The organism is Pullulanibacillus camelliae (assembly GCF_014642655.1).
In the GTDB taxonomy this organism is placed as follows: domain Bacteria; phylum Bacillota; class Bacilli; order Bacillales; family Sporolactobacillaceae; genus Pullulanibacillus; species Pullulanibacillus camelliae.
Window position 1 is genome coordinate 1 of the sequence record NZ_BMIR01000008.1, and the last position, 24,507, is coordinate 24,507.

Genomic DNA, 24,507 nt, shown 5'->3' on the forward strand with positions numbered 1-24,507 from the left:
GAACCAAGCGAAGACATTCGCGCGGTAGCTGGAAAAGCGTACAAATTTAGAGTGCCAGAAATACTGGGATGAATAGGGTACCGAGAAAAGTTTGACACAAACGGCTCGTGAATAAGCTTTGACTCTTATCATATGTTCGATTACTATTAAATAGATAACTTTATAAATAGTATAATAGGTTAGTGTGTAGCAGTGTTTACATACTATGAAAAGGGAAGTCCGGTTAAATTCCGACGCGGTCCCGCCACTGTAATGTGTGAGTGCCCACACGTGAGCCACTGTATTTTTATGGGAAGGATGTGCTGCATGTTGACCATTAGCCAGGAGACCTGCCTATTATGACACCTCAGTAGACCTACGCGGATAGGGAGTGGTGTACGCTTGCATTTTGAGGCTAGCGGGGTCATTCATAGCCATTTTTGCAAGCAGTACGCAGCATCTCAGGTTAGGAGATGCTTTTTTGTACGGTGCAACCTTAATGTGTGATTTGCAAGAAATCACATCAGGAGTGCAGGTACACCCTTAGCGTGTGAGTGCGAAAGCACGAACATCAGGACGTACTTAGCGAAGCGGTGGAGAATAAGCCCAGTTTCTAAAAAGTTCTTCATCTCAATTAGAATATGATGTCACCCTAAGTATTGGATGACGGGTTTCATGACGTATACAGAGGGTGGGGGCTTTAAGCGCTCATTGTACATAGATATATGGTGGGGTTAAGAACGAAAGGAGTGATTGACATGAACGGAATAAAAAAAATATTACCATTACTATTGATCGTGCTTCTGATGGCAATGCAGTGGACTGGCTTGGGGGCAAATCATGCTCAAGCTGCAAGCGTCTCTCAGGATACTGTATCTCTATCCATTATAGGATTAGATAGTGATAAACCCATACAAGCGTTGACACAGGTTAAAGTGCCGGAGGATAGCTCTATTAATGATGTGTTGAATGCTTTAATGCAAGAAAATAAGTCTCTCAACGTTGTAGAGGATAATTCTTATGGCTCGCCTATGGTTACTAGCATTAAGGGGTTAGCTCAAGGAGATAAAGGGAAGAACAGCGGGTGGCTGATATATAAAAATGGGATTGGATTATCTGCCTCTATGGCTGATACCGCTGTACATAACGGAGATGATATCTTATTTCGTTACACATCGGACTATAGTACAGATCAAACCGTGGATGCCACATTAAAAGTCACTGACCAAAAAGGCAAAACGATGATTTCCAAAAGCGTTCATCAACAACTTGTTGATGGTGCAACAGCATATGACTTATTAAAGGCTGTCACTGAAGCTGAAAATGTTAACCTAGATGTCTCTTTTTATAGTGGCATGGGCTTTTCAATTAATGGTATTGATCATATCGTTCCTGATTATAGTACAGATCAATCCTATTGGGGGCTTTTCATAAATGGACAATTCGCCACTGATGCCGGTGCATCAACGTATAGACTGAAGCCTAATGATACGATTCAATTTAAAGTCATCTCTGATAACGGCAGCAATGATGGCCAGTCGGCAGCCGATTCTAACTCTGGTTCAAGCAGTCATGAGGATACAGGTTCTGGTTCACCGCAAATGCATTCAGACGTGTCATCCAAACAGCTTGAGAGGGCCATTACACAAGCAACAGGCTATATTAATCAGAATAATAGCTTTGATTTTTATGGAGCAATGGCTTATCGGTTGCTTAATAAAGAACTCCCACAAAGGTTTATTGATTCTCTGGCAAAAACATTAACAGACAATGGTGGAAGCTTTCGAAATGTAACGGATTATGAAAAGCTTGTTCTGAGTGTCAGTGCAGCAGGAGGAGATGCCACAGATTTTGCAGGGACTAATCTTGTAAAGGGGATTTATGCGAGTCAGCGGATGACCAACCAAGGGAATAATGGTGTGATTTATGGCTTATTGGCATTGGATAGTGGAAAGTATCAAGTACCTAAGGATGCTGTATGGTCACGTGAACGTCTTCTGAATGATATCATTTCTCAGCAAAATAAAGATGGAGGTTGGGCACTGACAGGTGAGGAAAGCAGTGTTGATCTAACTGGGATGGCTTTAGCTGCTCTGGCGCCTTATAAAAATCAAGCAGCTGTTAAAACCGCTATTACAAAAGCGACAGCGTATCTATCTAATCAGCAAAATAAAGATGGGGGATATGGAAGTAAAATCAACGGTGGGGATTCGAGTGAATCGACGGCTCAAGCTATTATCGGGCTCACTGCTGTTGGGGTTGATCCGGCAGGAAAGGCCTTTACTAAGGGACAGGCCAACTTGCTTACGCATCTTTTAGACTTTCAAGCTGAAAGTGGAGGGTATCGGCATCTGTTAACAGACAAGCAGGCCAATAGTCTGTCGACACCGCAAGCCTTACTAGCACTTGTCTCCTATCAAAGCTTTTTAAAAGATAAACACACTTCCTTCCAATTTAATAATGATGGGAAAACATTGGCTGCAACATCAGTAAAATCACAGCAGGGGCCAGATGTTAAGGACGCGCAACACGCAGCAAAAGCATCTGCTGATGGAGAAAAGTCCAAGGAGACAGCTCGAGGAGCTGCCCAGCGCTTGCCAGATACTGCAACGCCTATTGGGAATGCATTGTTGATTGGGACGCTTTTACTTATCTGTGGTTTAGCTTTTCTCATGTATAATAGAAAGAAAAACAAGGGGGTCCGCTCATGATTCGCAAGCTTGCACTTTTATGTCTGGCCTTAGGTATCATTCTTATAGGCTACGGAGCCTGGCAGTTTGTTCAAGGGAAGACCGAGCAACATCATACTTTAAAAACAGCTAAGGCGTTGACGACAGTGAAGGAGGATCCTGTTCAATATAAGAATTGGAATCCCAAAAAAGGGGATACCATTGGCATTTTATCGATCCCTCGTTTAAAAGCGAATCTTCCAATTGTTGAAGGGACGTCGGAGGATCAATTAAAAAAAGGTGTTGGTCATTATAAAACCTCGGCCCTTCCTAAGCAGCAGGATCAAATTGTTTTCTCTGGCCACAGAGATACAGTCTTTAGACATTTTGGGGAATTACAGAAGAAGGATAAGATTATTGTTAAGCTTCCCTATGGCAATTTTACCTATGTGATTGATCATATGAAGATTGTTGATCAGGATGACAGGACAATCATTCATTCGACAAAACCGAAAGAGGAGCTTGTTTTAACCACTTGTTATCCTTTTCATTATATTGGAAATGCGCCCAAGCGTTATATTGTTTACGCGTATCCAAGTAAGAAAAACTAGGAGTTATCGCCCGTGAAATTCATTAAAAAATATGTGATGCGACTGCTGGTTGTAATAACGGTGAGCTTGCTGGCAACAGCGTGTGCTCAAGATCAAGTAGCCCCTTTGAATACGCCTAAGCTTGATCATGGACAAATCGAGCAATCCTCTAAGTCTGGTCAAGATACGTCGCATGATCAACATCAAGCAGCGAAGCAACAAAAGACGCAACCAACAGAGCAAGAAAAAAAGCCCTCCGAAGCTCAAAAGCAGGCGACTGATCAGGCAACTAATATAAAGAGTGCGCAAAGGATAGAGAGTAAGACCAAGTCAGCACATCCAGAGCCTTCTAAAAAGAAAAGATCAAAGGATTCATCAGAGCAACAGGGGGCGCAAAAGAACGCATCGGCTGTTGAGAAAAAAGCGACCTCCGCTGTAAAGAAATCAACAAAAAAGACAAGTGTTCCTTCACCACCTCAAGAAAATAAGGAAGCAACTGCTCGTCTGACGATTACTGGCTATCAAGGAAAGGCCATTCTTTCATCTCAGCCTGTCACTATACAAGATAAAGACACTTGTTTGAGTATGGCGGAGCGCGTGCTAAAAGCAAAAGGTATTCCAATCAGTGTTCGGGGAAGTGGAGCGACCGCTTATGTTGAAGGGATTGCTAATCAGTTTGAATTTGATCATGGTCCTAACAGTGGCTGGCTTGTTGAAAAAAATGGAGAAGAACTGACGCATAGCGTTGGTGCGACAACTGTACAACCAGGCGATCAGATTGTCTGGAAATACACAACAGATTATAAGCGCAATGGAGGGTGATGAGGATGAAGCGAGGATTTTCTTCTTTTCATCCTCTCGTTTGTTTTTTTTATTATATTGGTACGATGAGTGTCCTCATGCTGGCTAAGCAGCCGCTATTTTTACTGACTGCGATGCTGATTTTGCTCGTTTTGAATGGTGTACAAGATTCAGGGCGTGGTCTTCGCCAATGGTGGCTAGGGCTTGTTCTGATTTTTGCTGGCTGCCTTTTTATTTATCCCTTTGCCAATCATCGGGGAACCCATATCCTCTTTTATTTCCATGGGAATCCCATCATGCTTGAAAGTATCTTTCAAGGTGGAATCACTGCATTGGCCTGGACTTCTCTTCTGCTCTTATTCCTTTCTTATAACGTGATTATTACCCCTGAGAAGTTTTTATTCTTATTTGCTGGGGTGTTGCCTCGATGGGCACTGTTGACCATGATCACCCTGCGATTTGTTCCCTTGCTCAGACGGCGGATCGTAGAAATTGAAAGTGTTCAAGCGAGCAAAGGGACCTCTGCACGAAGAGGGTCACTATATCACAGAGCAAAGGCAGGGTTGTTGATTGTGCAAATTTTATTGACCTGGTCATTGGAAGAAGCGGTTCAAACTGCAGACTCGATGAAAGCTAGGGGGTATGGATTGGGAAGGCGTTCACGCTATATTCCATATACATTCAAGAAAAAGGACAGTGTTTTCCTTATGATAAGCCTGCTGCTTTTAGCGCTATCCCTTTATGGCTGCTGGCTGGGTGATTTAGTGATGGCAGTCCAGCCAATCCTTGAGACCCCACTATTGCATGGGAGAGAGTGGCTATTTTATGTGTTTGCCCTTGGGTTAGTTGGCTTGCCTCTAGGCATTGAGGGAAGGGAGGTGCTATTATGGCATTTTTACAAGCCAGAGAAGTAAGCTTTCGTTATCCTGAACAAACAGAGTGGGCTGTGCAACAGCTGTCGTTTACCATCAATAAAGGGGATTTTGTTGTGATTATGGGTGCATCGGGGAGCGGGAAATCCACCTTGCTTCGTCTATTGAAAACAGAGGTTGCTCCTCATGGTGAACGCACTGGCACGTTTTTTTATAAAGGACGTTTATTGACGGATTACGCGGCTGATACGCTTGCTCAAGATATCGGCATGGTCTTTCAAGATCCGGAGAATCAAATCGTTATGGATAATGTGATGGAAGAGCTTGTCTTTGGCCTGGAGAATCTCCAGTATTCCACCTCGATCATGCAAAAAAAAGTTGCAGAAATGGTGCATTACTTTGGATTAGAGGGACTGCTTAATCGCAAAACTTATGAGCTATCGGGTGGGCAAAAACAATTGATTAATTTAGCAGCTGTTCTATTAATGGAGCCAAAGCTGCTTTTGCTTGATGAACCAACGGCGCAACTCGATCCAGTAGCTGCTAAGCAATTTATTGCTTTCTTAAGACAAATGAATGAAGAGCTTGGTTTAACGATTCTCTTGGTTGAACATCGCTTAGAAGAGGTCTTGCCTTTAGCTGATCACGTGATCCTTATGGATCAGGGGTCTGCGCGACAGCAAGGGTCTCCACGTGCTTTAGCTGAAGCGATGTCAATAGAGCAATTTAAGGCTTATCTTCCGGCAGCTACGGCACTGGCTCTGACCTTCTCTCCCCGCTCGGCATTATCGGTCTTACCTTTGACGATAAAAGAAGGAAAGCGTTGGTTACGGCAGCAAACTGTGAGACAGAAGCCGCTCGCTCGTAAGGTGGAGGTAAAAGAAAAGGCGCCAGTATTGCAGGCGACAAGTCTTGACTTTCAATACGAACGCAATGGAATAAAGCTATTAAATCAGTTATCTTTTACAGTTTATGAAGGGGAAAGCTTTTCAATTGTTGGTGGCAATGGCTCTGGTAAATCCACATTATTGAAGGTTTTGGCCCAAGTGTTAAATCCTCAGCGCGGCAGGGTATTCATAAGAGGGAGAAGAGTCAAGCAGCCTGATCCAACATTGATCGGCTATCTCCCACAAAATCCTAAGCTCTTTTTCCTTGAAGAAACGGTGATGAAGGAAATGGAACACGCAGCGAGTTTAGGCGCAGAGGAAGAGAGACAAGAACGGATGGACTATTTTCTTGAGGTTTTTGAGCTCTCGCCATTGAAGGAGCACCATCCCTATGACCTTAGTGGTGGTGAACAGCAAAAGCTGGCACTCGCTTGTCTTTTATTAAAAAATCCAGTGCTTCTTTTGATTGATGAACCAACAAAAGGGTTAGATCCAGAGACCAAAAAGCACTTATTACACCTCTTTCAGAGGATCAATAAAGAGGGTGTCACGATCATCACTGTAACGCATGATATTGAGTTTGCTGCAAGGCTTTCGTCACGCTGTGGCATACTGTTTCAAGGACAACTGACAGCTATTGCTGATCCTGACACCTTATTTAAAGGGAATGCCTTTTATACGACTGCTATCAATCGTTTAACGCGCAATGAAGAGGTAGCTGAGGTCTTGACATTAGAGGAGGCAGAGCAGACATGGGCGATCGACACCCCTTGACATGGCTGGGAATCAGTGGCGTCATCTTATTGGTAATCCTTTTGCAATGGTTTTTTCCTGTCAGTCTATCAGTGATGAGCGTCTGTGTATTGATCATGATGATCATCCCTTTTATCATACGCTTTGAGCGCAAACGCATTACTGGGCGTGAGATTGTACTTCTTGCTGTTCTTTCAGCAGTTGCTGCGGTAAGCCGAATTCCCTTTGCGGCCCTTCCTAGTATTCAGCCAACGACATTCGTGATTATCATGACAGGCATGGTCTTTGGTGCTGAAAGCGGTTTTGTTGTTGGGGCGATGGCGGCTTTAGTATCCAATTTAATTCTTGGGCAAGGGCCGTGGACACCATGGCAAATGCTTGCTTGGGGGTTGATTGGTTTAGCGGCAGGTGGGCTTCGGAACACACGTCTGATGCAGACGATGTGGGGAAGATGTGTCTTTGGATTGGGTGCAGGCTTTTGCTTTGGGTGGTTGATGAATGTGTGGGGATTACTTGCTTTGAATAACGCAATCAGCTGGAAGAGCCTGCTTGCTTATTACAGCTTAAGCTTTTACTTTGATCTTGCACACGCGCTTTCTAATGTGGTGTTCTTGCTTCTATTTAGTCGGAGCTGGATGAACATTCTAAGTCGCTTTAAAAGAAAATATGGCTTATTTGCTGATTGATTCTCTGCTTTCATTTTGACATCCACTGTTTTTCCTTTATTATTAGAATGGATGACAAAAAAGATCTATATGTGAAAAACGTCACAAATCGAATGTGTATTGCTGAAAGTGCAAAAGGAGGTGCAGGCATGTCGGATTGGCTCATCGTTATTTGTTTGTGGGTGCTTTTATACAGTTATCTCATCGTGGCCTCCATTGATTTCGGCGCTGGCTTTATTTATGGTTATAGTGAATTAACAGGGAAAAGCAAAGGGGTTAAAGCGATTATTAAAGGCTATCTTTCCCCCGTTTGGGAAATGACCAATATTATTTTTCTTTTCTTTTTTATGGGACTCATGAGCTTTTTACCGCATATGATTTCAATCTATGAAGGGGGCTTCTTAGTACCGAGTTTAGTGATTTTGGCACTTATGCTTATAAGAAGCGGATTATATGCTTATTACTATTTTATGGGGAAAACACATCCCTTCTTTTCATTGTTTTATGCAATTTCTGGGTTATGTATTCCTGCGATGCTTGCCACGGGATTAACCATTAGTGAAGGTGGCTATATCCAGATCAGGCACGGGGAAATGACATTAATGTTTTCACATCTGGTATCGAGCTTCTACTTCTGGGCGGTTGTGTTGCTGGCTATCGTGTCGGTTATTTACATTAGTCTGTTGTTTCTATCCTATTTAGCCAATAAACGAGGCCAGAGAAAGACTGTGGAAACACTAAAAGGATATGTTCTTTTGTGGAGTGTCCCTACTGTCTTGGCCAGCGCACTGGTCTTCGCTGCTCTTCAGAGTCATAATCCCGAGCACTTTAATAACATATTATCGTTGGCTTGGTTATTTTTACTCTCGCTTGTTTGTTTGATGGTGGCGATTACGCTGATTTTTTTAGATAGACTGCCGAGGACGGCCTTCTTTTTCGGTCTTCTTCAGTTTTTGTGCGCGTTTTTTGGCTATGGGATTTCTCACCTCCCTTATATTGTTTATCCGGATTTAATGTTAGAACCCGCAGTATTTCATCGCGCAATTCTCAATGGGCTTTTCGATCTCTTGATTGTCCTTGTCTCGTTGATTATTCCTATATGTCTATTATCCTTTAGGCTCTTTTTAATGAAGGGATGGTCGAAGCAAGTCCTCTCGCGTGACAGCTAGAAGATATGGTAAAATTATGGTGATGGACTAGGAGGAAAAGAAAGTGAAAAAACAATTTGCGGTCATTGGTCTTGGTCGATTTGGAGGCAGCATTTGTCGGACACTAAGTGAACAAGGGGCAGAGGTGTTAGCGATTGATGCTGATGAAGATCGCGTGAATGAATTTACCTCTATTGCGACCCATGCGGTCATTGCCGATTCGACAGATGAAACGGTGTTAAAAAGTCTCGGAATCAGAAACTTCGATCATGTGATTGTCGCCATTGGTGATAACATTCAAGCGAGTATTTTAACGTCGCTCATTTTAAAGGAATTAGGGGTCAAAAAGGTGACAGCGAAGGCCCAGAATGAATACCATGAGAAAGTGCTAAGAAAAATCGGTGCGGATCAAGTGATCCATCCTGAGCGTGATATGGGCGTGCGGATTGCCCACAATATTACGTCTTCAAGTGTATTGGATTATCTCGAATTATCGGACAAACATAGTATATTGGAAGTGGTTGCAGGCAATAAAATGGATGGCAAGTCATTGATTGATTTGGATGTCCGTGCTAACTTTGGTGTTAATATTGTAGCGATAAAAAAAGAGGGCCATATCAATGTTTCTCCGCGTGCCGATCAAGTCCTCTATAAGGGAGATGTCCTTATTATCATCGGAGCGGATGTCGACATCGACCGTTTTAAACAGCAAATGCTAGACGAATAAACCCACCCCGGCCGAGGGTGGGTTTATTTTTATTTTGCCTTCAACACCATATAGTTAAAGGATTATTGATCGACTTCCATGATGATTGGTAAAATCATCGGCTTCCGTCGCGTTTTTTCATATAAAAATGGCGCTAGGGTGTCGGTGATTTCATTTTTGATTTCAGACCATTGACTGGTTTTTCTCTCCATAACGGTTTGAAGATGAGTTTTCAACATGTCTTGAGCATCATTAATGAGGTCGCCCGATTCACGCATGTAGACAAATCCACGAGAAATGATATCAGGACCAGCCAGCACTTTATGCTCTTTCATATTAATGCTCACCACAACGATGACAAGTCCCTCTTCAGAGAGGATACGGCGGTCTCTTAGAACGATGTTGCCAATGTCACCAATGCCGCTGCCATCAACATAAACGTTACCAGACGGAATCTTGCCAACGACTTGAGCGCTATTTTCATCTAAGGCTAGCACGTCACCAATATCCATGATAAAGGAATTTTCATAAGGAACCCCACAATCATGGGCCGATTCGACGTGTTTTTTCAGCATCCGAAATTCACCATGGATAGGCATGAAAAACTTTGGTTTCATGAGGCGAAGCATCAGCTTTTGCTCTTGTTGTCCGCCGTGTCCAGATGTGTGAATATTGTTTAAAGGTCCATGAATGACTTCGGCGCCAGCACGATAAAGCTGATTAATCGTTCGATTCACACTCACTGTGTTGCCTGGGATAGGTGAGGATGAAAAGACTACAGTATCACCAGGGATGATTTGGATCTGACGATGTGTGCCGTTGGCAATTCGTGATAACGCGGCCATTGGCTCACCCTGGCTACCTGTGCATAAAATCGTGATTTCATCTTCGGGCAATCGATTGAGCTGTTGATGGTCGATAAAGGTATCTTTTGGTGCTGTGATATATCCAAGTTCTTGTCCAATCGTAATTGAAGCTTCCATGCTGCGCCCGAAAACCGCAATTTTGCGCCCGGTTTTTACTGCCGCATTGACAACCTGTTGCAGGCGGTGAATATTTGAAGCGAAGGTGGCAAAAATAATCCGTCCCGGAACCTTTCTGAAAATATCCGTGATGTTATTGCCCACTTGGCGTTCAGACATTGTAAAATGGGGCACTTCACTATTTGTACTATCAGAAAGCAGGCAAAGCACACCTTCCTTACCAATTTCGGCCATTTTTGTTAAGTTGGCCGCTTCACCAACGGGGGTAAAGTCAAACTTGAAATCGCCCGTTTGCACAATGTTGCCTTGCGGCGTTTTGACAACAATCCCAAAGGATTCTGGAATGCTGTGCGTCGTGCGAAAGAAGGAGACTGATGTTTTATTAAACTTGATGACATCATCTTCACCGATGATATTTAATTTGGCTTGACGGAGGAGACCGTGCTCCTCAAGTTTATTGCGAATGAGAGCAATGGAAAGTTGTCCACCAAAAATAGGGACGTTTAGCTCTCTTAGTAGATAAGGGACACCACCGATATGATCCTCATGACCATGTGTGATGAAGAGCCCTTTTACTTTATCAGCGTTTTTAACGAGATAGGTGTAATCCGGAATGACATAATCGATACCTAACAGTTCATCTTCTGGGAATTTTATCCCTGCATCAATGACAATGATTTCATCTTGGAATTGAACTGCATATGTATTTTTACCGATTTCACCTAAGCCACCTAGACTAAATACTGCGGTTTGATGGTTTTTAACAAACTTCATATTAAATAGACTCCAATTTAAAATGTTCGGATTGCTTTTCATAATCAAGAATCGCGCCTTCAAGCTTGGTGATATATTCGATATTGATGTCACGATCCTTCAGCTTCTTACGCACTTCTTCTTCATTTTCACTTTCAATATAAAGAGACTGTGTATTTTCCCTTACTGGAACTTGCTCTTTAGAATCTTGATAATACACTTTAAAAATCAATTAGAACCTCTCCTTTATGCCTGTAATAAATATATGGTCACCCCCATGGCGGCCGTGGGGTGTTTTAACTTGATTAGAAAGTCTATTTTTATTATAAAGGAAATGGCTTCCGTTTTCATCTTTTCTTATTTTTCTTTTTATTATTAAGTGAAATAAAGGATTAAAAACCTTTGCCATTCCTTACTATCACTGATAGTATAATGGGATGGGGAAAGTGTGATGCTCAGGAAAATGAGCATCACACTTTCATTAGATTTGTACAAGACCTCTTTTGGCTAAAAGGTCTTTTACTCTTTGCACCCATTTTTTACGTGTTCTTTTTAACATGTTCCTTCCTCCTTTTTATTACTTGACATCACACATTGGAATGAAGGAAACCATGACAAAAACTGGGCCACATTTTATATTTTGTTCATTTTTTTTAGTTTCATGTAACAATCCAACTTTATTATTGACGAAAGTGCGTCAGTTCATAACATCTAGAAGGAGGAGATTCTAGTGGGGAAACCAAGCATCATATTCTTTGACCTTGATGGCACCATATTAAATAGTCATAAAAAGATCCCTGAGAGCACACGAGAGGCCATTCGAATTTTACGGCAAAAAGGAGTGACACCCGCCATTGCTACAGGGCGCGCACCTTTTATGTTTGAATGGATAAGACAGGAACTGGGGATAAACACTTTTGTGAGTTTTAACGGACAATACGTTGTTCACGAGGGCAAAGAGGTTTATAAAAATCCAATCGCTCTTCAAAACTTAGTGCAATTAAAGAAAATCGCAGACCAACATGAACATCCACTCGTTTTCTTATCGCATGAAGGCATGGGGGCTGAAAATGCAACGCATCCTTTTATTAAAGAAGGCTTTGCCTCACTCAAAGAAAAAGCTCCTCAATATGCTCCTGATTATTATAAAACGCACCCGATTTATCAGGGATTATTGTTTTCAAAGCCGGGAGAAGCGGAGAGCTATTTAAGTAAGCTCGTCAGTTTTGATAGTATTCAATGGCATGAATATTCATTGGATATCTTGCCGAAGGGCGGTTCAAAGGCTGAGGGCATTAAAAAGCTTATTGAATATCTGGGGATTAAGCGAGAGGAGACCGCTGCCTTTGGCGACGGGTTAAACGATATTCAGATGCTGACATTTGTTGGACAAGGGATTGCAATGGGCAATGGCCATATAAAGGCTAAAAAAGCAGCCGATCACATCACCGACTCCTCAGATGAGGATGGTATTATGAACGGCTTGAAATACTTAGGCCTAATGTAGGTAAGATGTTAGTCTAGAAGGGTTGCCCCATCAGGAATTTTAAAAGGGTCTTCTGTATTAATACGATCATAAAACATCACACCATTAAGATGATCAATTTCGTGTTGAATGGCAATGGCAGGAAGTCCTCTTAATTTAAGAGTGACTTCTTTGTTATTGATATCTACTGCCTTCACCTTTACCCTTGAGTAGCGAGGGACATAGCCTGGAACCTCACGATCTACAGATAAGCAGCCTTCACCGCCTTCAAGATAGGTCTCTTCGACAGAATGACTGATGATCCTTGGATTGAATAAGGCATATTCATGGAGCTGGTCTTTTTCATCCGTAAGATAAAGGGCGATCATCCGTTTTTTAAGACCGATTTGTGGAGCGGCAAGACCGATGCCTGCCCTTAAATTGTATTTACTGGCGATCTCTTCATCCTGACTATTTATGAGAAATTCAAGCATTTTTTTTAAGGTTGCTCTATCTTCTTCACTTGGTGGTAGAGGGACTTCATCCGCTACCTCTCTAAGGATTGGATTTCCCTCTCTTATAATATCATCCATGGTGATCATACTATTAACACTCCCTAGATACATAAATACACAACACATGAAATAATCGATGTGTTAAGCTAGCTTAAGTTTACCATATGCTTTGAGACAATCAAGCGCAGGGACAAGGCACATGCCAGCATGAGGAGGCACTTCTATATTTTTAATGAGCGATTTGATATCATATATATCGATTTAAGTTTAAAAAAGGAGGGAACGCGTTGACCAGTATTTTAAAGCCCTACATTTGGTTGGCCTGCATTGTTGGATTTGCCATACTATTATCCGGATGTAATGATAGAAAGCCCGATAAACAAGCCTTCAATTATTTAGAAAAGGCGGCAAAGGAAGAAGAAGGCTTTAATAAAGAACAAAAGCCTTTATTAAAAGAAGAGAAAAAGGAACAATCGCTTTATAATAAAATCATGGCTCTTGATACAAAGGACGCCAAAAAAATCAAGAGTTATAGTGATGAAGCATTAAGCTCCTTAGATAAACGACAGAAAATGATCGATGATGAAAATAAAAGCTTAACATCCGCGTATAAAACCTTTAAAAAAGCAGTGCCTTATATGAAGGAGATTAAGAAGGAGAAGGCAGCTAAGTCTGTCCAGCAGCTTATTGATAATATGAAGAAACGCTATACGGCATTCCAAAGCTTATATAAATCTTATCAAAGCTCAATAACTGCGGATAAAAAACTTTTTACCCTTTTAAAGGATAAAAATGTTAAAACAGAGGACTTGCAAAAGCAGCTACAAACCGTGAATCAAACCTATCAGAAGATTGAAGAAAATAAAAAAGCGTTTAATACATACACAGAAACATTTAATGATGAAAAGCAAGTGTTTTATAAAATTATTGGCATGGCAGATGGACAATGAAATGAAGAAAAAAGGCGTATGGGTTAATCGTTGATCAATAAATCATACGCTTTTTTTTGCAGGTTTAGAAGGTAAGCGTAATCAAAAGAATTCGGTCGAAAAGCTCTTGTGTTATATATAAGTTGCTGGTTGACGAGTAGTACAGATATAGTACAGTTTGGGCTTTCTTAATATAACAGATAGTTTTTTTATTTTATAGAGCCCTTATTATTGACTTATTTTAAGCAATTAATATAAACTAATTAGTGGTTGAGTTGTATTAGTTATTTTTACATTATTTATTACAACAGATTGGGGTTAAACATTTACATAACCGTTTGGCTTCAAATGTTATGTTTGCCGAGTAAATAGGGAAAACCAAAGAATAGGCAAAACTGCTTACAATCTGTCAAAAAACACATTTTTTAATATTGGAAGGAAGAGGTGAAAGGTTTGTCAACGATTAATTATAGCGACGTTGAAAAACAGTTTGAAACCTTACAGGTTCTCAATACTGACGGAGAAATTGTCAATAAGGATGCAGTACCAGACCTTTCTGATGAACAGTTAACAGAACTTATGAGACGCATGGTCTATACACGTATATGGGACCAACGTGCTATTTCTCTCAACCGCCAAGGACGTCTTGGTTTCTATGCGCCTGTAGCCGGTCAGGAAGCTTCTATGCTTGCAAGTCAGTTCGCATTAGAAAAGGAAGATTGGTTGTTGCCATCTTATCGTGATATTCCACAATTGGTCTTCCATGGTTTACCATTAACAAAGGCTTTCCTTTATTCACGCGGCCATTTTGTTGGTGGCCAAATTCCAGATGATGTGCATGCGCTCATGCCACAAATCATTATTGCTGCTCAATGTACGCAGGCAGCAGGTGTAGCACTTGGCTTGAAAAAACGCGGGAAGAAAAACATCGCCTTAACTTATTTTGGTGATGGTGCGACTTCTCAAGGGGATTTTTATGAAGGGATTAACTATGCTGGGGCATACAATGTTCCTGCGGTATTTATTTCTCAGAATAACCACTTTGCGATTTCTGTACCAGTAGAAAAACAAACCAAAGCAAAAACATTGGCACAAAAAGCGATTGCTGCTGGTATTAACGGTATTCAAGTTGATGGCATGGATCCATTGGCTGTCTATGCGGCAACGAAAACTGCTCGTGAAAACGCTGTTGCTGGCGAAGGCCCAACATTAATTGAAACCTTAACTTATCGTTATGGTCCACACACAATGGCTGGAGACGATCCAACACGTTATCGTACCGAGGAATTGGATAACGAATGGGAGCTTAAAGATCCACTCATCCGTTTCCGTAAATACCTAGAGGGTAAAAACCTTTGGTCCAAAGATGAAGAAGAAAAAACAGTTGAACAAGCGAAGGAAGACATTAAGGCAGCGATTAAAGAGGCCGATCAAACACCAAAACAAAAGGTTACTGATCTCATTAACATTATGAACGAACAGCTTCCAAACAATCTTCGCGAACAACTGGAAGAATATCGTGAGAAGGAGTCGAAGTAAACCATGGCGCAAATGACGATGGCTCAAGCGATCACAGATGCATTACGCACACAGCTTAAAAATGATGACAATGTCGTTATTTTTGGGGAAGACGTTGGCCAAAACGGTGGTGTTTACCGTGTAACAGAAGGCTTACAAGCTGAATTTGGTGAAGAACGTGTCTTTGATACCCCACTCGCTGAATCTGGTATTGGTGGATTAGCATTAGGGTTGACTCTTAATGGTTTTCGCCCAGTAATGGAAATTCAATTTTTTGGCTTTGTTTTTGAAGCGATGGATGCTGTCGTTTCACAAATCGCACGCCTCCGCTACCGTTCTGGTGGCAAGCATGGTGCCCCTGTTGTTGTGCGTTCCCCATTTGGTGGCGGCGTTAAAACTCCAGAGCTTCATGCAGATAGTCTTGAAGGCTTGTTTGCACAATCTCCAGGACTAAAAGTGGTTATTCCATCTAATCCATATGATGCAAAAGGACTTTTAATTTCTGCTATTAAGGATAATGATCCTGTTATTTTCTTAGAGCACATGAAGCTTTACTTCTCTTTCCGCGATGAAGTGCCAGAAGGAGAATACACGGTTGAAATCGGTAAGGCCAACATTGTGCGCGAAGGTACAGATGTTACTATTATTACTTATGGTGCGATGGTGCAAACATCATTAAAGGCAGCAGATAAGCTTGCTGAAGAAGGCATCAACGCCGAAGTCATTGATCTTCGGACGGTGAGCCCAATTGATGTAGATACCATTGTCGAATCCATCAAGAAAACCAACCGTGCCGTCGTTGTACAAGAAGCACAAAAACAAGCGGGTATCGCAGCAACTGTTGTTGCTGAAATCAATGACCGTGCCATTCTTGATCTTGAAGCACCAGTGGGTCGTGTGACTGCACCAGATACGGTCTTCCCTTATGCTGCTGCTGAAGAAGTTTGGTTACCAAATGATAAAGATATTGTTGAAAAAGTAAAAGAAATTGTTAATTTCTAATTCCCGTAGGATTTAGTTGTGTTCAAAAAGAAGGACTAAAGGCGTATGACTGATGTTACAAGACGAATCATCCTTGCGTCCTTTTGAGCATTTTTCGTGAAAAAGTCTGTATAAATTTGTTAAAAGGAGGCTGACAGGACAATGGCCTTTCAGTTCAAATTACCTGACATAGGTGAAGGTATTCATGAAGGCGAAATCGTTAAATGGTTTGTTAAGCCGGGCGATGAAGTCAAAGAAGATGATGTGCTTGCTGAAGTACAAAATGTTAAAGCTGTTGTAGAAATTCCTTCTCCTGTTGATGGCACAGTCAAAGAGTTACGCGTCAATGAAGGGGATACTGCAGTGGTTGGTGACGTCCTCGTTACCATCGACGCGGAAGGCTATGAAGATGAAGGTGAAGAAGAAGCTGCCGACACTAAAGAAGAGCCTAAGCAGGAACAACAAGATGCCAAACAAGAAAGCAAGGCTGAAGCAACTAGTGATGCGACAGGTAAACGCGTCATTGCCATGCCATCTGTTCGTAAATATGCACGGGAAAACAGCGTGAATATTGGTGAAGTTGAAGGCAGCGGTAAAAACGGTAGAATTTTAAAAGCGGATATCGATAACTTCTTATCTGGAGGAGCAACATCTGCACCTCAAGAAACAGAGACTGCTCAGGCACAAGCTGAAGAAACAACAAGCACGAGCACTCAAGCAGCACCACAAGCACCAGCAGGTGGCGAAACCCGCGAAAAAATCCGAGGCATCCGTAAGGCGATTTCCCAAGCGATGGTGCATTCCAAGCATACTGCTCCTCATGTGACACTCATGGATGAAGTAGATGTGACAAAAATGGTGGCGCATCGTAAAGCCTTTAAGCAGGAAGCTGCTGATCAAGGCTATAAGCTGACTTATCTCCCTTACGTTGTTAAGGCTCTTGTTTCTACCTTACGCGAATATCCAACATTAAATGCTTCTATTGATGATGAAAATCAAGAAATCGTCTATAAGCATTATTACAACATTGGCATTGCGACAGATACCGATAATGGCCTTGTTGTCCCTGTTATTAAGGACGCCGACCGCAAATCCATGTATCAAATGGCAAAAGAAATTGCTGATTACGCTACAAAGGCAAGAGAAGGTAAATTAGCACCGGCTGATATGTCGGGCGGCACATGCACGATCACAAATATTGGCTCCGCTGGTGGACAATGGTTCACTCCAGTCATTAATCACCCAGAAGTTGCAATCTTAGGAATCGGACGTATTGCAGAAAAAGCAATCGTTCGTGATGGAGAAGTTGTTGCTGCACCAGTTCTTGCACTTTCTTTGAGCTTTGACCACCGTCTCATCGATGGCGCAACAGCCCAAAATGCATTAAATAAAATCAAGCGTCTGTTAAATGATCCACAACGCTTAATTATGGAGGGGTAGATTATGGTAGTAGGTGAATTTACAACCGAAGTCGATACAGTTGTCATTGGAGCAGGACCTGGTGGTTATGTTGCAGCCATTCGTGCCGCACAGCTAGGACAAAAGGTTACTATCGTTGAAAAAGAACACTTTGGCGGTGTTTGCCTTAACGTAGGTTGTATTCCTTCTAAAGCTTTAATCTCTGTAAGCCACCGCTATGAACATGCTAAAGAATCTGAAGAACTCGGTATCAAAGCTGAAAATGTTACTCTTGATTTTGAAAAAGTTCAAGAGTGGAAGAGTTCAGTTGTTAAGAAATTGACCGGTGGTGTTGAAGCACTACTTAAGGCTAATAAGGTAGAAATCGAAGAAGGCGAAGCCTTATTCGTTGCAGAAGATGAAATTCGCGTGAATCATGGCTATGGTTCAAAACGCTTGAAGTTCAAAAACTGTATTATTGCTACAGGCTCTAGCCCAATTGAAATCCCAAGCTTCAAATGGTCAGATCGTGTGCTTTCTTCAACAGGCGCACTAGCCCTTAAAGAAGCCCCTAAAAAGCTCGTTGTCATCGGCGGCGGTTATATCGGTGTTGAATTGAGCAATGCCTTCGCAGGCTTTGGCACAGAAATCACAATCCTTGAAGGTACAAATACTATCCTTCCAGGTTTTGAAAAGAAAATGAGTCAGCTTGTTAAAAAGCGTCTTAAAAAGAAAAATGTTGAAATTTACACAGAAGCAATGGCTAAAGGTGTAGAAGAATCTGCTGATGGTGTGAAGGTGACAGCAGAAATTAAAGGGAAAGAAGAAGTCTTCGAAGCTGACTATGTTTTAGTAACAGTTGGACGTCGTCCTAATACTGCTGAGCTTGGACTTGATCTTGCAGGCGTTGAAATGACTGAACGCGGCTTGATTAAAGTTGATAAGCAAGGACAAACCAATGTTAAAGGCATCTATGCTATTGGTGATATTGTTGCCGGACCAGCCCTTGCACACAAAGCTTCTTATGAAGGTAAGGTAGCTGCGGAAGCGATCAGCGGTCAAGCAGCTGAAGTGGACTATCAATGTATTCCTGCTGTTGTCTTCTCAGATCCAGAGCTTGCTTCTGTTGGTCTTACTGAAGATGAAGCAAAAGAACAAGGCTACGATGTTAAAGTCGCACAATTCCCATTTGCTGCAAGTGGTCGTGCTTTGTCATTGAATGATACAGACGGTTTCATGAAGCTTGTTACGCGTAAAGAAGATGGCTTAATCCTTGGCGCACAAATTGCTGGTGCGGGTGCATCTGATATGATCGCTGAAATGGGCTTAGCAATCGAAGCAGGTATGACAGCTGAGGACGTGGCATTAACCATCCATGCTCACCCTACTTTAGGTGAAATTGCGATGGAAACAGCTGAAGTGGCCCTTGGTCTCCCTATTCACGTTGCAAAATAATAAAGCTTTTATATAAGTTTTAAAAAGGATGTCCCAAAAGATTTACTTTTGTGGGCATCCTTTTTTTCTTTTATCAGATACTATGGTATCCAGTTTATACAAGCTAATAGTGAGTAGGCTGCTCAGGAATATATTTAAAAAATCGTTAATGCGCTGATAGTGTGTCTCTCCCTTCTCTTGATTATAAAAGGACCGGGTAATATGAATGTGGTATAGATAAGAAAACATAGCAACCAGTCAAAGAGAGCTTTGGTGGCTGCTATGGGCTAAGAGTTATATAATTGGCTTGGCCTCTTGAACAACCTTTAAGGTATGCAGGGTTGGATCATCTGGCCCTTGGACAGGGAGGCCAGCAACGATATTTTCTTTAATATAGTCAAGGTTGTCCTGGGTGACAATTTCTCCAGGGGTAAAAATAGGAATGCCTGGAGGATAAACCATGACGAATTCCGCAATGATTCGGCCGACTGCTGCATCAAAAGTGACGACTTCAGTTTCAGCATAGAAGGCATCTCTTGGTGAAAGCGCTAAGCCCGGCATATCGGGAACATGGACGGGCAGCTGTTTATAAGGTGTGCCCTTTACTTGATGATGCTGCTTCGCCATCTCTTCAAGTCCTTTAAGCAATTGCGCTAAACTCTCCTCATCATCACCTGGGGTTACAATACAAAGAATATTGTATAAGTCCGAGAGCTCTACTTCAATTTTAAAATGGGTGCGTAACCATACTTCAGCATCGTAGCCTGTTATGCCTAAAGCTTTAACCGAGATTAAAATCTTTGTTGGATCTAAAGCATAGGTCGCTTCAGACGTTAGAATTTCCTCACCAGGACAATAGAGTTCCTCTATACCATTGATGCGTTCACGAAGCTTTTGAGCCATTAAAATGGTTTTGCTTAATTGCTCCATGCCTTGCATGACCAAAAAACGGCGGGCGGCATCCAGACTTGCTAACAAGATATAGGAGGTTGATGTCGTTGTAATCATGCTTAAAATGGATTGAACATGATCGATTGAAACCAATCCTTGTCGTACATTGAGTATCGAGCTTTGTGTTAAAGAACCACCGAGCTTATGTACACTTGTTGCAGAAATATCTGCTCCTGCCTGCATAGCTGACATTGGTAAATCAGGATGAAAATGGATGTGGACACCATGTGCTTCATCGACTAAGACAGGAATATCGTGTTCATGGGCAATATCAACGATCTCTTTTAAGTTGGCGCTGACCCCGAAGTAAGTCGGGTTGATAACCAACAATCCCTTGGCATCGGGGTGTTGTTTAATCGCCTTCTTTACAGCATTAGGAGAGATCCCATGTGAAATGCCAAGGTCACGATCCACTTCAGGATAAATAAATACGGGTGTTGCTCCTGAGAAGATAATCGCAGATAAAACCGATTTATGAACGTTGCGCGGAACAATTAATTTATCCCCTGGTGCGCAAACGGATAAAATCATGGCCATAATTGCCCCGCTTGTCCCTTGTACAGAGAAGAAGGTGGCATCTGCCCCAAAAGCCTCGGCAGCCAATTTTTGTGCCTCTTGAATCATGCCATGAGGCTGATGCAAATCATCTAGCGGAGCAATATTAATCAAATCTATTGATAAGGCATGTTCTCCAATAAATTGACGAAACTCTGGGTCCATCCCCTTGCCTTTCTTATGACCTGGGATGTGGAAAGGAATGGGGTTGGATTGAATATAGTTGAGCAAGCCTGAAAATAAAGGCGTCTCTGATTGTTTCATATGACCTTGCACCTCATCTTTCACATAAAAACTTCAGCATTCATTAAACACTAAGATTAATATTAATGGAAACGAATCCTTTTAATCAAGTTTTATTTTTAGTGTGGAAACAATTTGAGAAAAATATGTTTTAGAAGACAATGGAATGGCTTAAATCCAGAAAAAGCACAGATTTAAAACAGATAAGCTTAAGGTTTATTTTTAAAAGTTCAATAAATTAGAAAATAATTAGGTCTTTTTTCCTGTTTTTAGCCAAAAATATTGTTAATATACAGATAATGCCATAAGATGGTGGTAGAATAATCCAAAGGGTGGTGTAAGATGAAAAGAATTGTAGTAAGCTTTATTGCAATTTTGTTGGCGCTTCCAGTCGTCTTTACGATAAGTGAAAAAGCTCATGCAGCTCCCGCTCCAGAGTTAACCAATCTTCAGGTTATAGGTGTAACATCGGATGGTGTAAATGGTGAATGGGAAAATATTGATTTTAATCAGCAGTCTGCTAATATACCAATGAGTGGTCAGAATGGTTATATCGCTGTTTACATTGAGGGCACTGTACAGAATGGAACGTTCCAAGTTTATGATAATGGAAATAATATAACATCTAGAACCTTTCAAGCTTTACCAGATGACTATGTAACGAATGCTAACAATATTGTCATTGGTACGATTAAATATATAGGCGTTCCCTTATCTGAGGTGACGAGTGGTATTTTTAATGTCACGGCAAATAATTATTATCCCCCTAACAACACTCTTTATGATAATTTGTTTATTACAGTAAATTGAGAGGTGAAAAGGATGGTTATTAAACCGAATGATCCAGCATTTGCTGCTTATACTCGGCTGACCTTATTTGCTAACTTTCAAAAGAATATGAAGGGTGGCACTCATTTTCAAAATGAGAAAGAGAAGGATATTTCCTTTAAGCAATTCAAACAATTATTAGACGATAACAAAGTGGTCGATAAGGATAATCCCAAGCAGATGTCGTCGTTTCATAGACAAGCTTTGCAGACTCAGCTTCAATATGGCAAAGATCGTCAGTTCACAACAGAAGTGACGGATATTATGAATAAAGCCTTTCAACTGGGTCTTGTCGATGATGATCAAACATTAATCAATAGTCTTGACAAGAAAGCTTAGTTTTCTCAATTGAAAAAGGATGTCATAGAAGAGGGTGAGACAAATAAGAAATCACCCTAATAGCGAACGATAAGATTTAATAAAGTAGTGAGGGAAAACAAAAGCGTAGGCAAAATACGGAGACGGGTCTTGACGAAGCGCTTTACGACTTACAAAGAAAAACTGGGCGAAAAGCATGCCCGGCCCTTGTCCCTAGTATAGAGCATCATCCAATATGACATAGACTTCATTGCCTGGTTAAGTGGATGGGAGCGCAAGGCGCGAGGAGGCTTACCACTCCCCCGTGGAAAGCGAGCGACCTGGAGCGGAAATCCACACCATCCTCATGGCCGGAAATTTTATACTCTTTTCAAAAAGCCACACGTATTTCTTCGAAATGGTGAATGCGTGTGGCTTTCCTATGAGCTGAATATTTCTGTATTTCTGTCCAAGCCTTCTAGTTATCCTTTTAGGACAATTTCATATAGTGGGGCAAGCTTGGCAAAGGTTGCTTCTATATCATTAAAGAGATTAGCTCCTTTTTCAATCACCTGTGCTGAATTGATCGTCACCCCGCAAAGCAGCTCTGCCTTTTTCACATGTGCTAAGCGCTCCAGCATCTCTGGATCAAAGGTATCGATGGTATCTGGTTTAGTATGATCAGTCGACCAGACAAAGGAAGCAGGGAGCCTTTCGAGCCAATCTCCCTGCTGTGCTTTTAAACGTTCAGCAAAGGTCGGTTTATTCACCGCTTCATTAATAAGTGCAAACCAAATAAATAGATGCGATTCCCATAGGCCGATTTGAAAGTGGGGATGCTTTTTATAGCCGCGTTTGTCCGCAGCAAAGGCCACCCACGTATCCTTTGGTGGATGGACGGTCCGGCGTGCATGCTTGGCAACATGGGCAAACATCTCATCACCTGTTAAGCTTGTGAGCACAGGTGCAAATTCAGCTCCTAATGCCTCTAATTTGGGTCTTACTGTGGCGATTAAGGCTGCCATTCTTGGTTCCAAGCCATCTATTGTAAACACCTCGAAATCCTTTTGTGTGAACCCTTCAAATGTCATATGTATCCTCCTTAACATGAACTTCCTATTCGAGCTTGTACTATTTATTGTAGCACAACAGTTGGTGGTTTACGAAATGGGCGCATGAGGAAAATAATAGGCAAGATTTCACTTGAGGTATCATATTATTGATAAAAATCATATGATAAATCAATACTCCTTAAGTCAGAATATTAGGTCAACAAAGTGGGTATATTGAGCAACGACCATTCCTCCAGAAAGGAAGTGTAGGTTACCGTGAAGCAGGTGATTCAAACTTTAAAGAGAACGGATGCTGAGAAGCGAATTCCCGTTTTGCGCTTGGAGATTGATTATGAACTGGCAACACTACACGATGCAATGGTCAATCAAGACGCAAATGAGACGAAGGCTTGTAAAGAACGCTTGACGAAGCTGCGACAAGAACTTATTAGACTAGAGGCTTGATAAGAATAGTGTATAATGAAAAAAGGCTCTCATATCAGTGAGGGTCTTTTACACATTTTGTTTGAAATGTAGAACGATTTATAGGCATGAGCGGATCGTGTAATCCAAAGTATTATTCTGTGTCATAATAAGAAGAGAATCAGGTGCTAAAACAGCCGCTCATAACGGATGATACATATGAGATGTTAACGTTTAAAACCTTGACAGAAAGGGAGAAAATCATGACAGATACAGTGAATTGGAAGAACATCCACGATCATGTGGTGGAATGGGTACTGGAGGCAGGTGAAAGCCTAAAACGAGCAGTTAAGGGGCACTTAAATGTCGAGTCTAAATCCTCTCCTGATGATCTTGTGACAAACATGGATAAACAGACTGAGCAATTTTTTATTAATAAGGTGCGCACGTCTTATCCTGGGCATCAGATTGTCTCCGAGGAGGGCTTTGGTGATGAGGTTAAGTCGACTAAAGGCATACTATGGTTTATTGATCCAATCGATGGGACGATGAATTTTGTACATCAGAAGCGGCATTTTGCTATTTCGGTGGGAATCTACGAAGAGGGTGTAGGTAAGGTTGCGGTGATTTACGATGTGATTTCTGGTGATATTTACCATTGTATTGCCGGGCACGGTGCATATATTAATGATGAGAAGCTGGATGAGCTGGATTCTGGTGAGCTCAAAACGTCTGTTGTCGCTATTAATGGGACATGGTTAAGCAAAAATCGGCGAATCGATCCAGAGATTGTGCGTGGGATTGCTGAACATACAAGAGGAACGCGTTCCTATGGATCAGCTGCAATAGAGCTTGCTTATGTCGCTTATGGCATTTTAGATGGCTATTTGTCAATGCGATTAGCGCCATGGGATTTCGGGGCAGGTTTGATTTTAATCGATGAAGTCGGTGGGAAGGCCACTCAGGTCGATGGACAGCCTCTACAATTGCTTGAGCAAAATTCTATTCTTATCGGAAAAAAAGGGGTCCATGCGGAAATGCTCCGCTATGTACAAGAAGGAATTCAAGGAGGCAAGTACGTTCAGCAAAAATGAACCTGGATCCTCGACATG

23 protein-coding genes and 1 riboswitch are annotated in these 24,507 nt (G+C 41.7%); of the genes, 18 read left to right on the top strand and 5 right to left on the bottom strand.

From position 1 onward, the window contains the following. Positions 1–159: 159 nt before the first annotated feature. A riboswitch (cobalamin riboswitch) is annotated at positions 160–351 on the top strand. A gap of 386 nt (positions 352–737) precedes the next feature. The 8 genes from IEW82_RS09420 (at position 738) to IEW82_RS09455 (ending at position 9,091) form a co-directional block, all read left to right on the top strand. Next, complete coding sequence (locus IEW82_RS09420) at positions 738–2,690, top strand: DUF4430 domain-containing protein (protein WP_188692833.1); 1,953 nt, start codon at positions 738–740, stop codon at positions 2,688–2,690. Next, a complete protein-coding gene (gene srtD, locus IEW82_RS09425) occupies positions 2,687–3,259 on the top strand; it encodes a class D sortase, LPxTATN-specific (protein ID WP_188692835.1) in 573 nt (190 codons plus the stop codon). Before IEW82_RS09420 ends, srtD begins: the two co-directional genes overlap by 4 nt. A gap of 12 nt (positions 3,260–3,271) precedes the next feature. Continuing rightward, positions 3,272–4,060 (top strand): DUF4430 domain-containing protein, encoded by a 789-nt coding sequence (locus IEW82_RS09430; protein WP_188692837.1) that lies wholly within the window; start codon positions 3,272–3,274, stop codon positions 4,058–4,060. A 5-nt stretch (positions 4,061–4,065) separates the two neighbouring features. Then, positions 4,066–4,953, top strand: coding sequence for an energy-coupling factor transporter transmembrane component T (locus tag IEW82_RS09435; protein WP_188692839.1), 888 nt, complete (start codon positions 4,066–4,068; stop codon positions 4,951–4,953). After that, entirely contained in the window at positions 4,926–6,572 is a 1,647-nt protein-coding gene (locus IEW82_RS09440; protein WP_188692842.1) for an ABC transporter ATP-binding protein, read from the top strand. The genes IEW82_RS09435 and IEW82_RS09440 overlap by 28 nt, the downstream gene beginning before the upstream one ends. A gap of 74 nt (positions 6,573–6,646) precedes the next feature. Then, the gene (locus IEW82_RS09445; RefSeq protein WP_229672507.1) at positions 6,647–7,237 is read left to right on the top strand and encodes an ECF transporter S component; all 591 of its coding nucleotides are present in this window, start codon (positions 6,647–6,649) and stop codon (positions 7,235–7,237) included. A 128-nt stretch (positions 7,238–7,365) separates the two neighbouring features. Beyond that, positions 7,366–8,385 carry a cytochrome d ubiquinol oxidase subunit II gene (locus tag IEW82_RS09450; RefSeq protein WP_188692846.1) on the top strand — a complete coding sequence of 340 codons (1,020 nt, stop codon included), beginning with the start codon at positions 7,366–7,368 and terminating at the stop codon, positions 8,383–8,385. 43 nt (positions 8,386–8,428) lie between these two features. Then, positions 8,429–9,091, top strand: coding sequence for a potassium channel family protein (locus IEW82_RS09455; protein WP_188692849.1), 663 nt, complete (start codon positions 8,429–8,431; stop codon positions 9,089–9,091). A gap of 62 nt (positions 9,092–9,153) precedes the next feature. Here the strand turns inward: IEW82_RS09455 and rnjA are convergent, their stop codons facing one another. Next, complete coding sequence (rnjA, locus tag IEW82_RS09460; RefSeq protein WP_188692853.1) at positions 9,154–10,827, bottom strand: ribonuclease J1; 1,674 nt, start codon at positions 10,825–10,827, stop codon at positions 9,154–9,156. A 1-nt stretch (position 10,828) separates the two neighbouring features. Further along, a complete protein-coding gene (locus IEW82_RS09465; RefSeq protein WP_188692856.1) occupies positions 10,829–11,038 on the bottom strand; it encodes a DNA-dependent RNA polymerase subunit epsilon in 210 nt (69 codons plus the stop codon). Between the two features lie 498 nt (positions 11,039–11,536). Between IEW82_RS09465 and IEW82_RS09470 the strand changes: the two genes are divergently transcribed. Beyond that, entirely contained in the window at positions 11,537–12,313 is a 777-nt protein-coding gene (locus IEW82_RS09470) for a Cof-type HAD-IIB family hydrolase (RefSeq protein ID WP_229672500.1), read from the top strand. Between the two features lie 8 nt (positions 12,314–12,321). Here the strand turns inward: IEW82_RS09470 and def are convergent, their stop codons facing one another. Then, positions 12,322–12,873: a peptide deformylase gene (gene def / locus IEW82_RS09475; protein ID WP_188692858.1), complete on the bottom strand. Its 552-nt coding sequence runs from the start codon at positions 12,871–12,873 to the stop codon at positions 12,322–12,324. Between the two features lie 200 nt (positions 12,874–13,073). Here def and IEW82_RS09480 point away from each other — a divergent pair, with 200 nt between their 5' ends. From IEW82_RS09480 to lpdA, 5 genes are all read left to right on the top strand, one after another. Beyond that, the gene (locus IEW82_RS09480) at positions 13,074–13,736 is read left to right on the top strand and encodes a YkyA family protein (RefSeq protein ID WP_188692863.1); all 663 of its coding nucleotides are present in this window, start codon (positions 13,074–13,076) and stop codon (positions 13,734–13,736) included. Between the two features lie 432 nt (positions 13,737–14,168). After that, positions 14,169–15,254 carry a pyruvate dehydrogenase (acetyl-transferring) E1 component subunit alpha gene (pdhA, locus tag IEW82_RS09485; protein ID WP_229672502.1) on the top strand — a complete coding sequence of 362 codons (1,086 nt, stop codon included), beginning with the start codon at positions 14,169–14,171 and terminating at the stop codon, positions 15,252–15,254. Between the two features lie 3 nt (positions 15,255–15,257). Continuing rightward, a complete protein-coding gene (locus IEW82_RS09490; protein ID WP_188692868.1) occupies positions 15,258–16,235 on the top strand; it encodes an alpha-ketoacid dehydrogenase subunit beta in 978 nt (325 codons plus the stop codon). A 141-nt stretch (positions 16,236–16,376) separates the two neighbouring features. After that, positions 16,377–17,654, top strand: coding sequence for a dihydrolipoamide acetyltransferase family protein (locus tag IEW82_RS09495; RefSeq protein WP_188692872.1), 1,278 nt, complete (start codon positions 16,377–16,379; stop codon positions 17,652–17,654). 3 nt (positions 17,655–17,657) lie between these two features. Further along, positions 17,658–19,067 carry a dihydrolipoyl dehydrogenase gene (gene lpdA, locus IEW82_RS09500; protein WP_188692875.1) on the top strand — a complete coding sequence of 470 codons (1,410 nt, stop codon included), beginning with the start codon at positions 17,658–17,660 and terminating at the stop codon, positions 19,065–19,067. A gap of 273 nt (positions 19,068–19,340) precedes the next feature. Here the strand turns inward: lpdA and IEW82_RS09505 are convergent, their stop codons facing one another. Then, on the bottom strand, positions 19,341–20,816 hold the full coding sequence (locus IEW82_RS09505) for an aminotransferase class I/II-fold pyridoxal phosphate-dependent enzyme (RefSeq protein WP_188692878.1): 1,476 nt from the start codon (positions 20,814–20,816) through the stop codon (positions 19,341–19,343). A gap of 321 nt (positions 20,817–21,137) precedes the next feature. On the opposite strand from IEW82_RS09505, the gene IEW82_RS09510 reads away from it, so the two are divergent. Together IEW82_RS09510 and IEW82_RS09515 are read left to right on the top strand one after the other, a co-directional pair. Continuing rightward, positions 21,138–21,605, top strand: a complete 468-nt coding sequence (locus tag IEW82_RS09510; protein ID WP_188692882.1) for a DUF4879 domain-containing protein — start codon at positions 21,138–21,140, stop codon at positions 21,603–21,605. A 12-nt stretch (positions 21,606–21,617) separates the two neighbouring features. Further along, positions 21,618–21,962: a YolB family phage-derived protein gene (locus IEW82_RS09515; protein WP_188692885.1), complete on the top strand. Its 345-nt coding sequence runs from the start codon at positions 21,618–21,620 to the stop codon at positions 21,960–21,962. 440 nt (positions 21,963–22,402) lie between these two features. On the opposite strand, the gene IEW82_RS09520 is transcribed toward IEW82_RS09515, so the two are convergent. Beyond that, a complete protein-coding gene (locus tag IEW82_RS09520; RefSeq protein WP_188692888.1) occupies positions 22,403–23,011 on the bottom strand; it encodes a YktB family protein in 609 nt (202 codons plus the stop codon). A gap of 237 nt (positions 23,012–23,248) precedes the next feature. Here IEW82_RS09520 and IEW82_RS09525 point away from each other — a divergent pair, with 237 nt between their 5' ends. Next, the gene (locus IEW82_RS09525; protein ID WP_188692891.1) at positions 23,249–23,437 is read left to right on the top strand and encodes a YkzI domain-containing protein; all 189 of its coding nucleotides are present in this window, start codon (positions 23,249–23,251) and stop codon (positions 23,435–23,437) included. A 221-nt stretch (positions 23,438–23,658) separates the two neighbouring features. Beyond that, a complete protein-coding gene (locus IEW82_RS09530; RefSeq protein WP_188693340.1) occupies positions 23,659–24,489 on the top strand; it encodes an inositol monophosphatase family protein in 831 nt (276 codons plus the stop codon). Positions 24,490–24,507 lie beyond the last annotated feature (18 nt).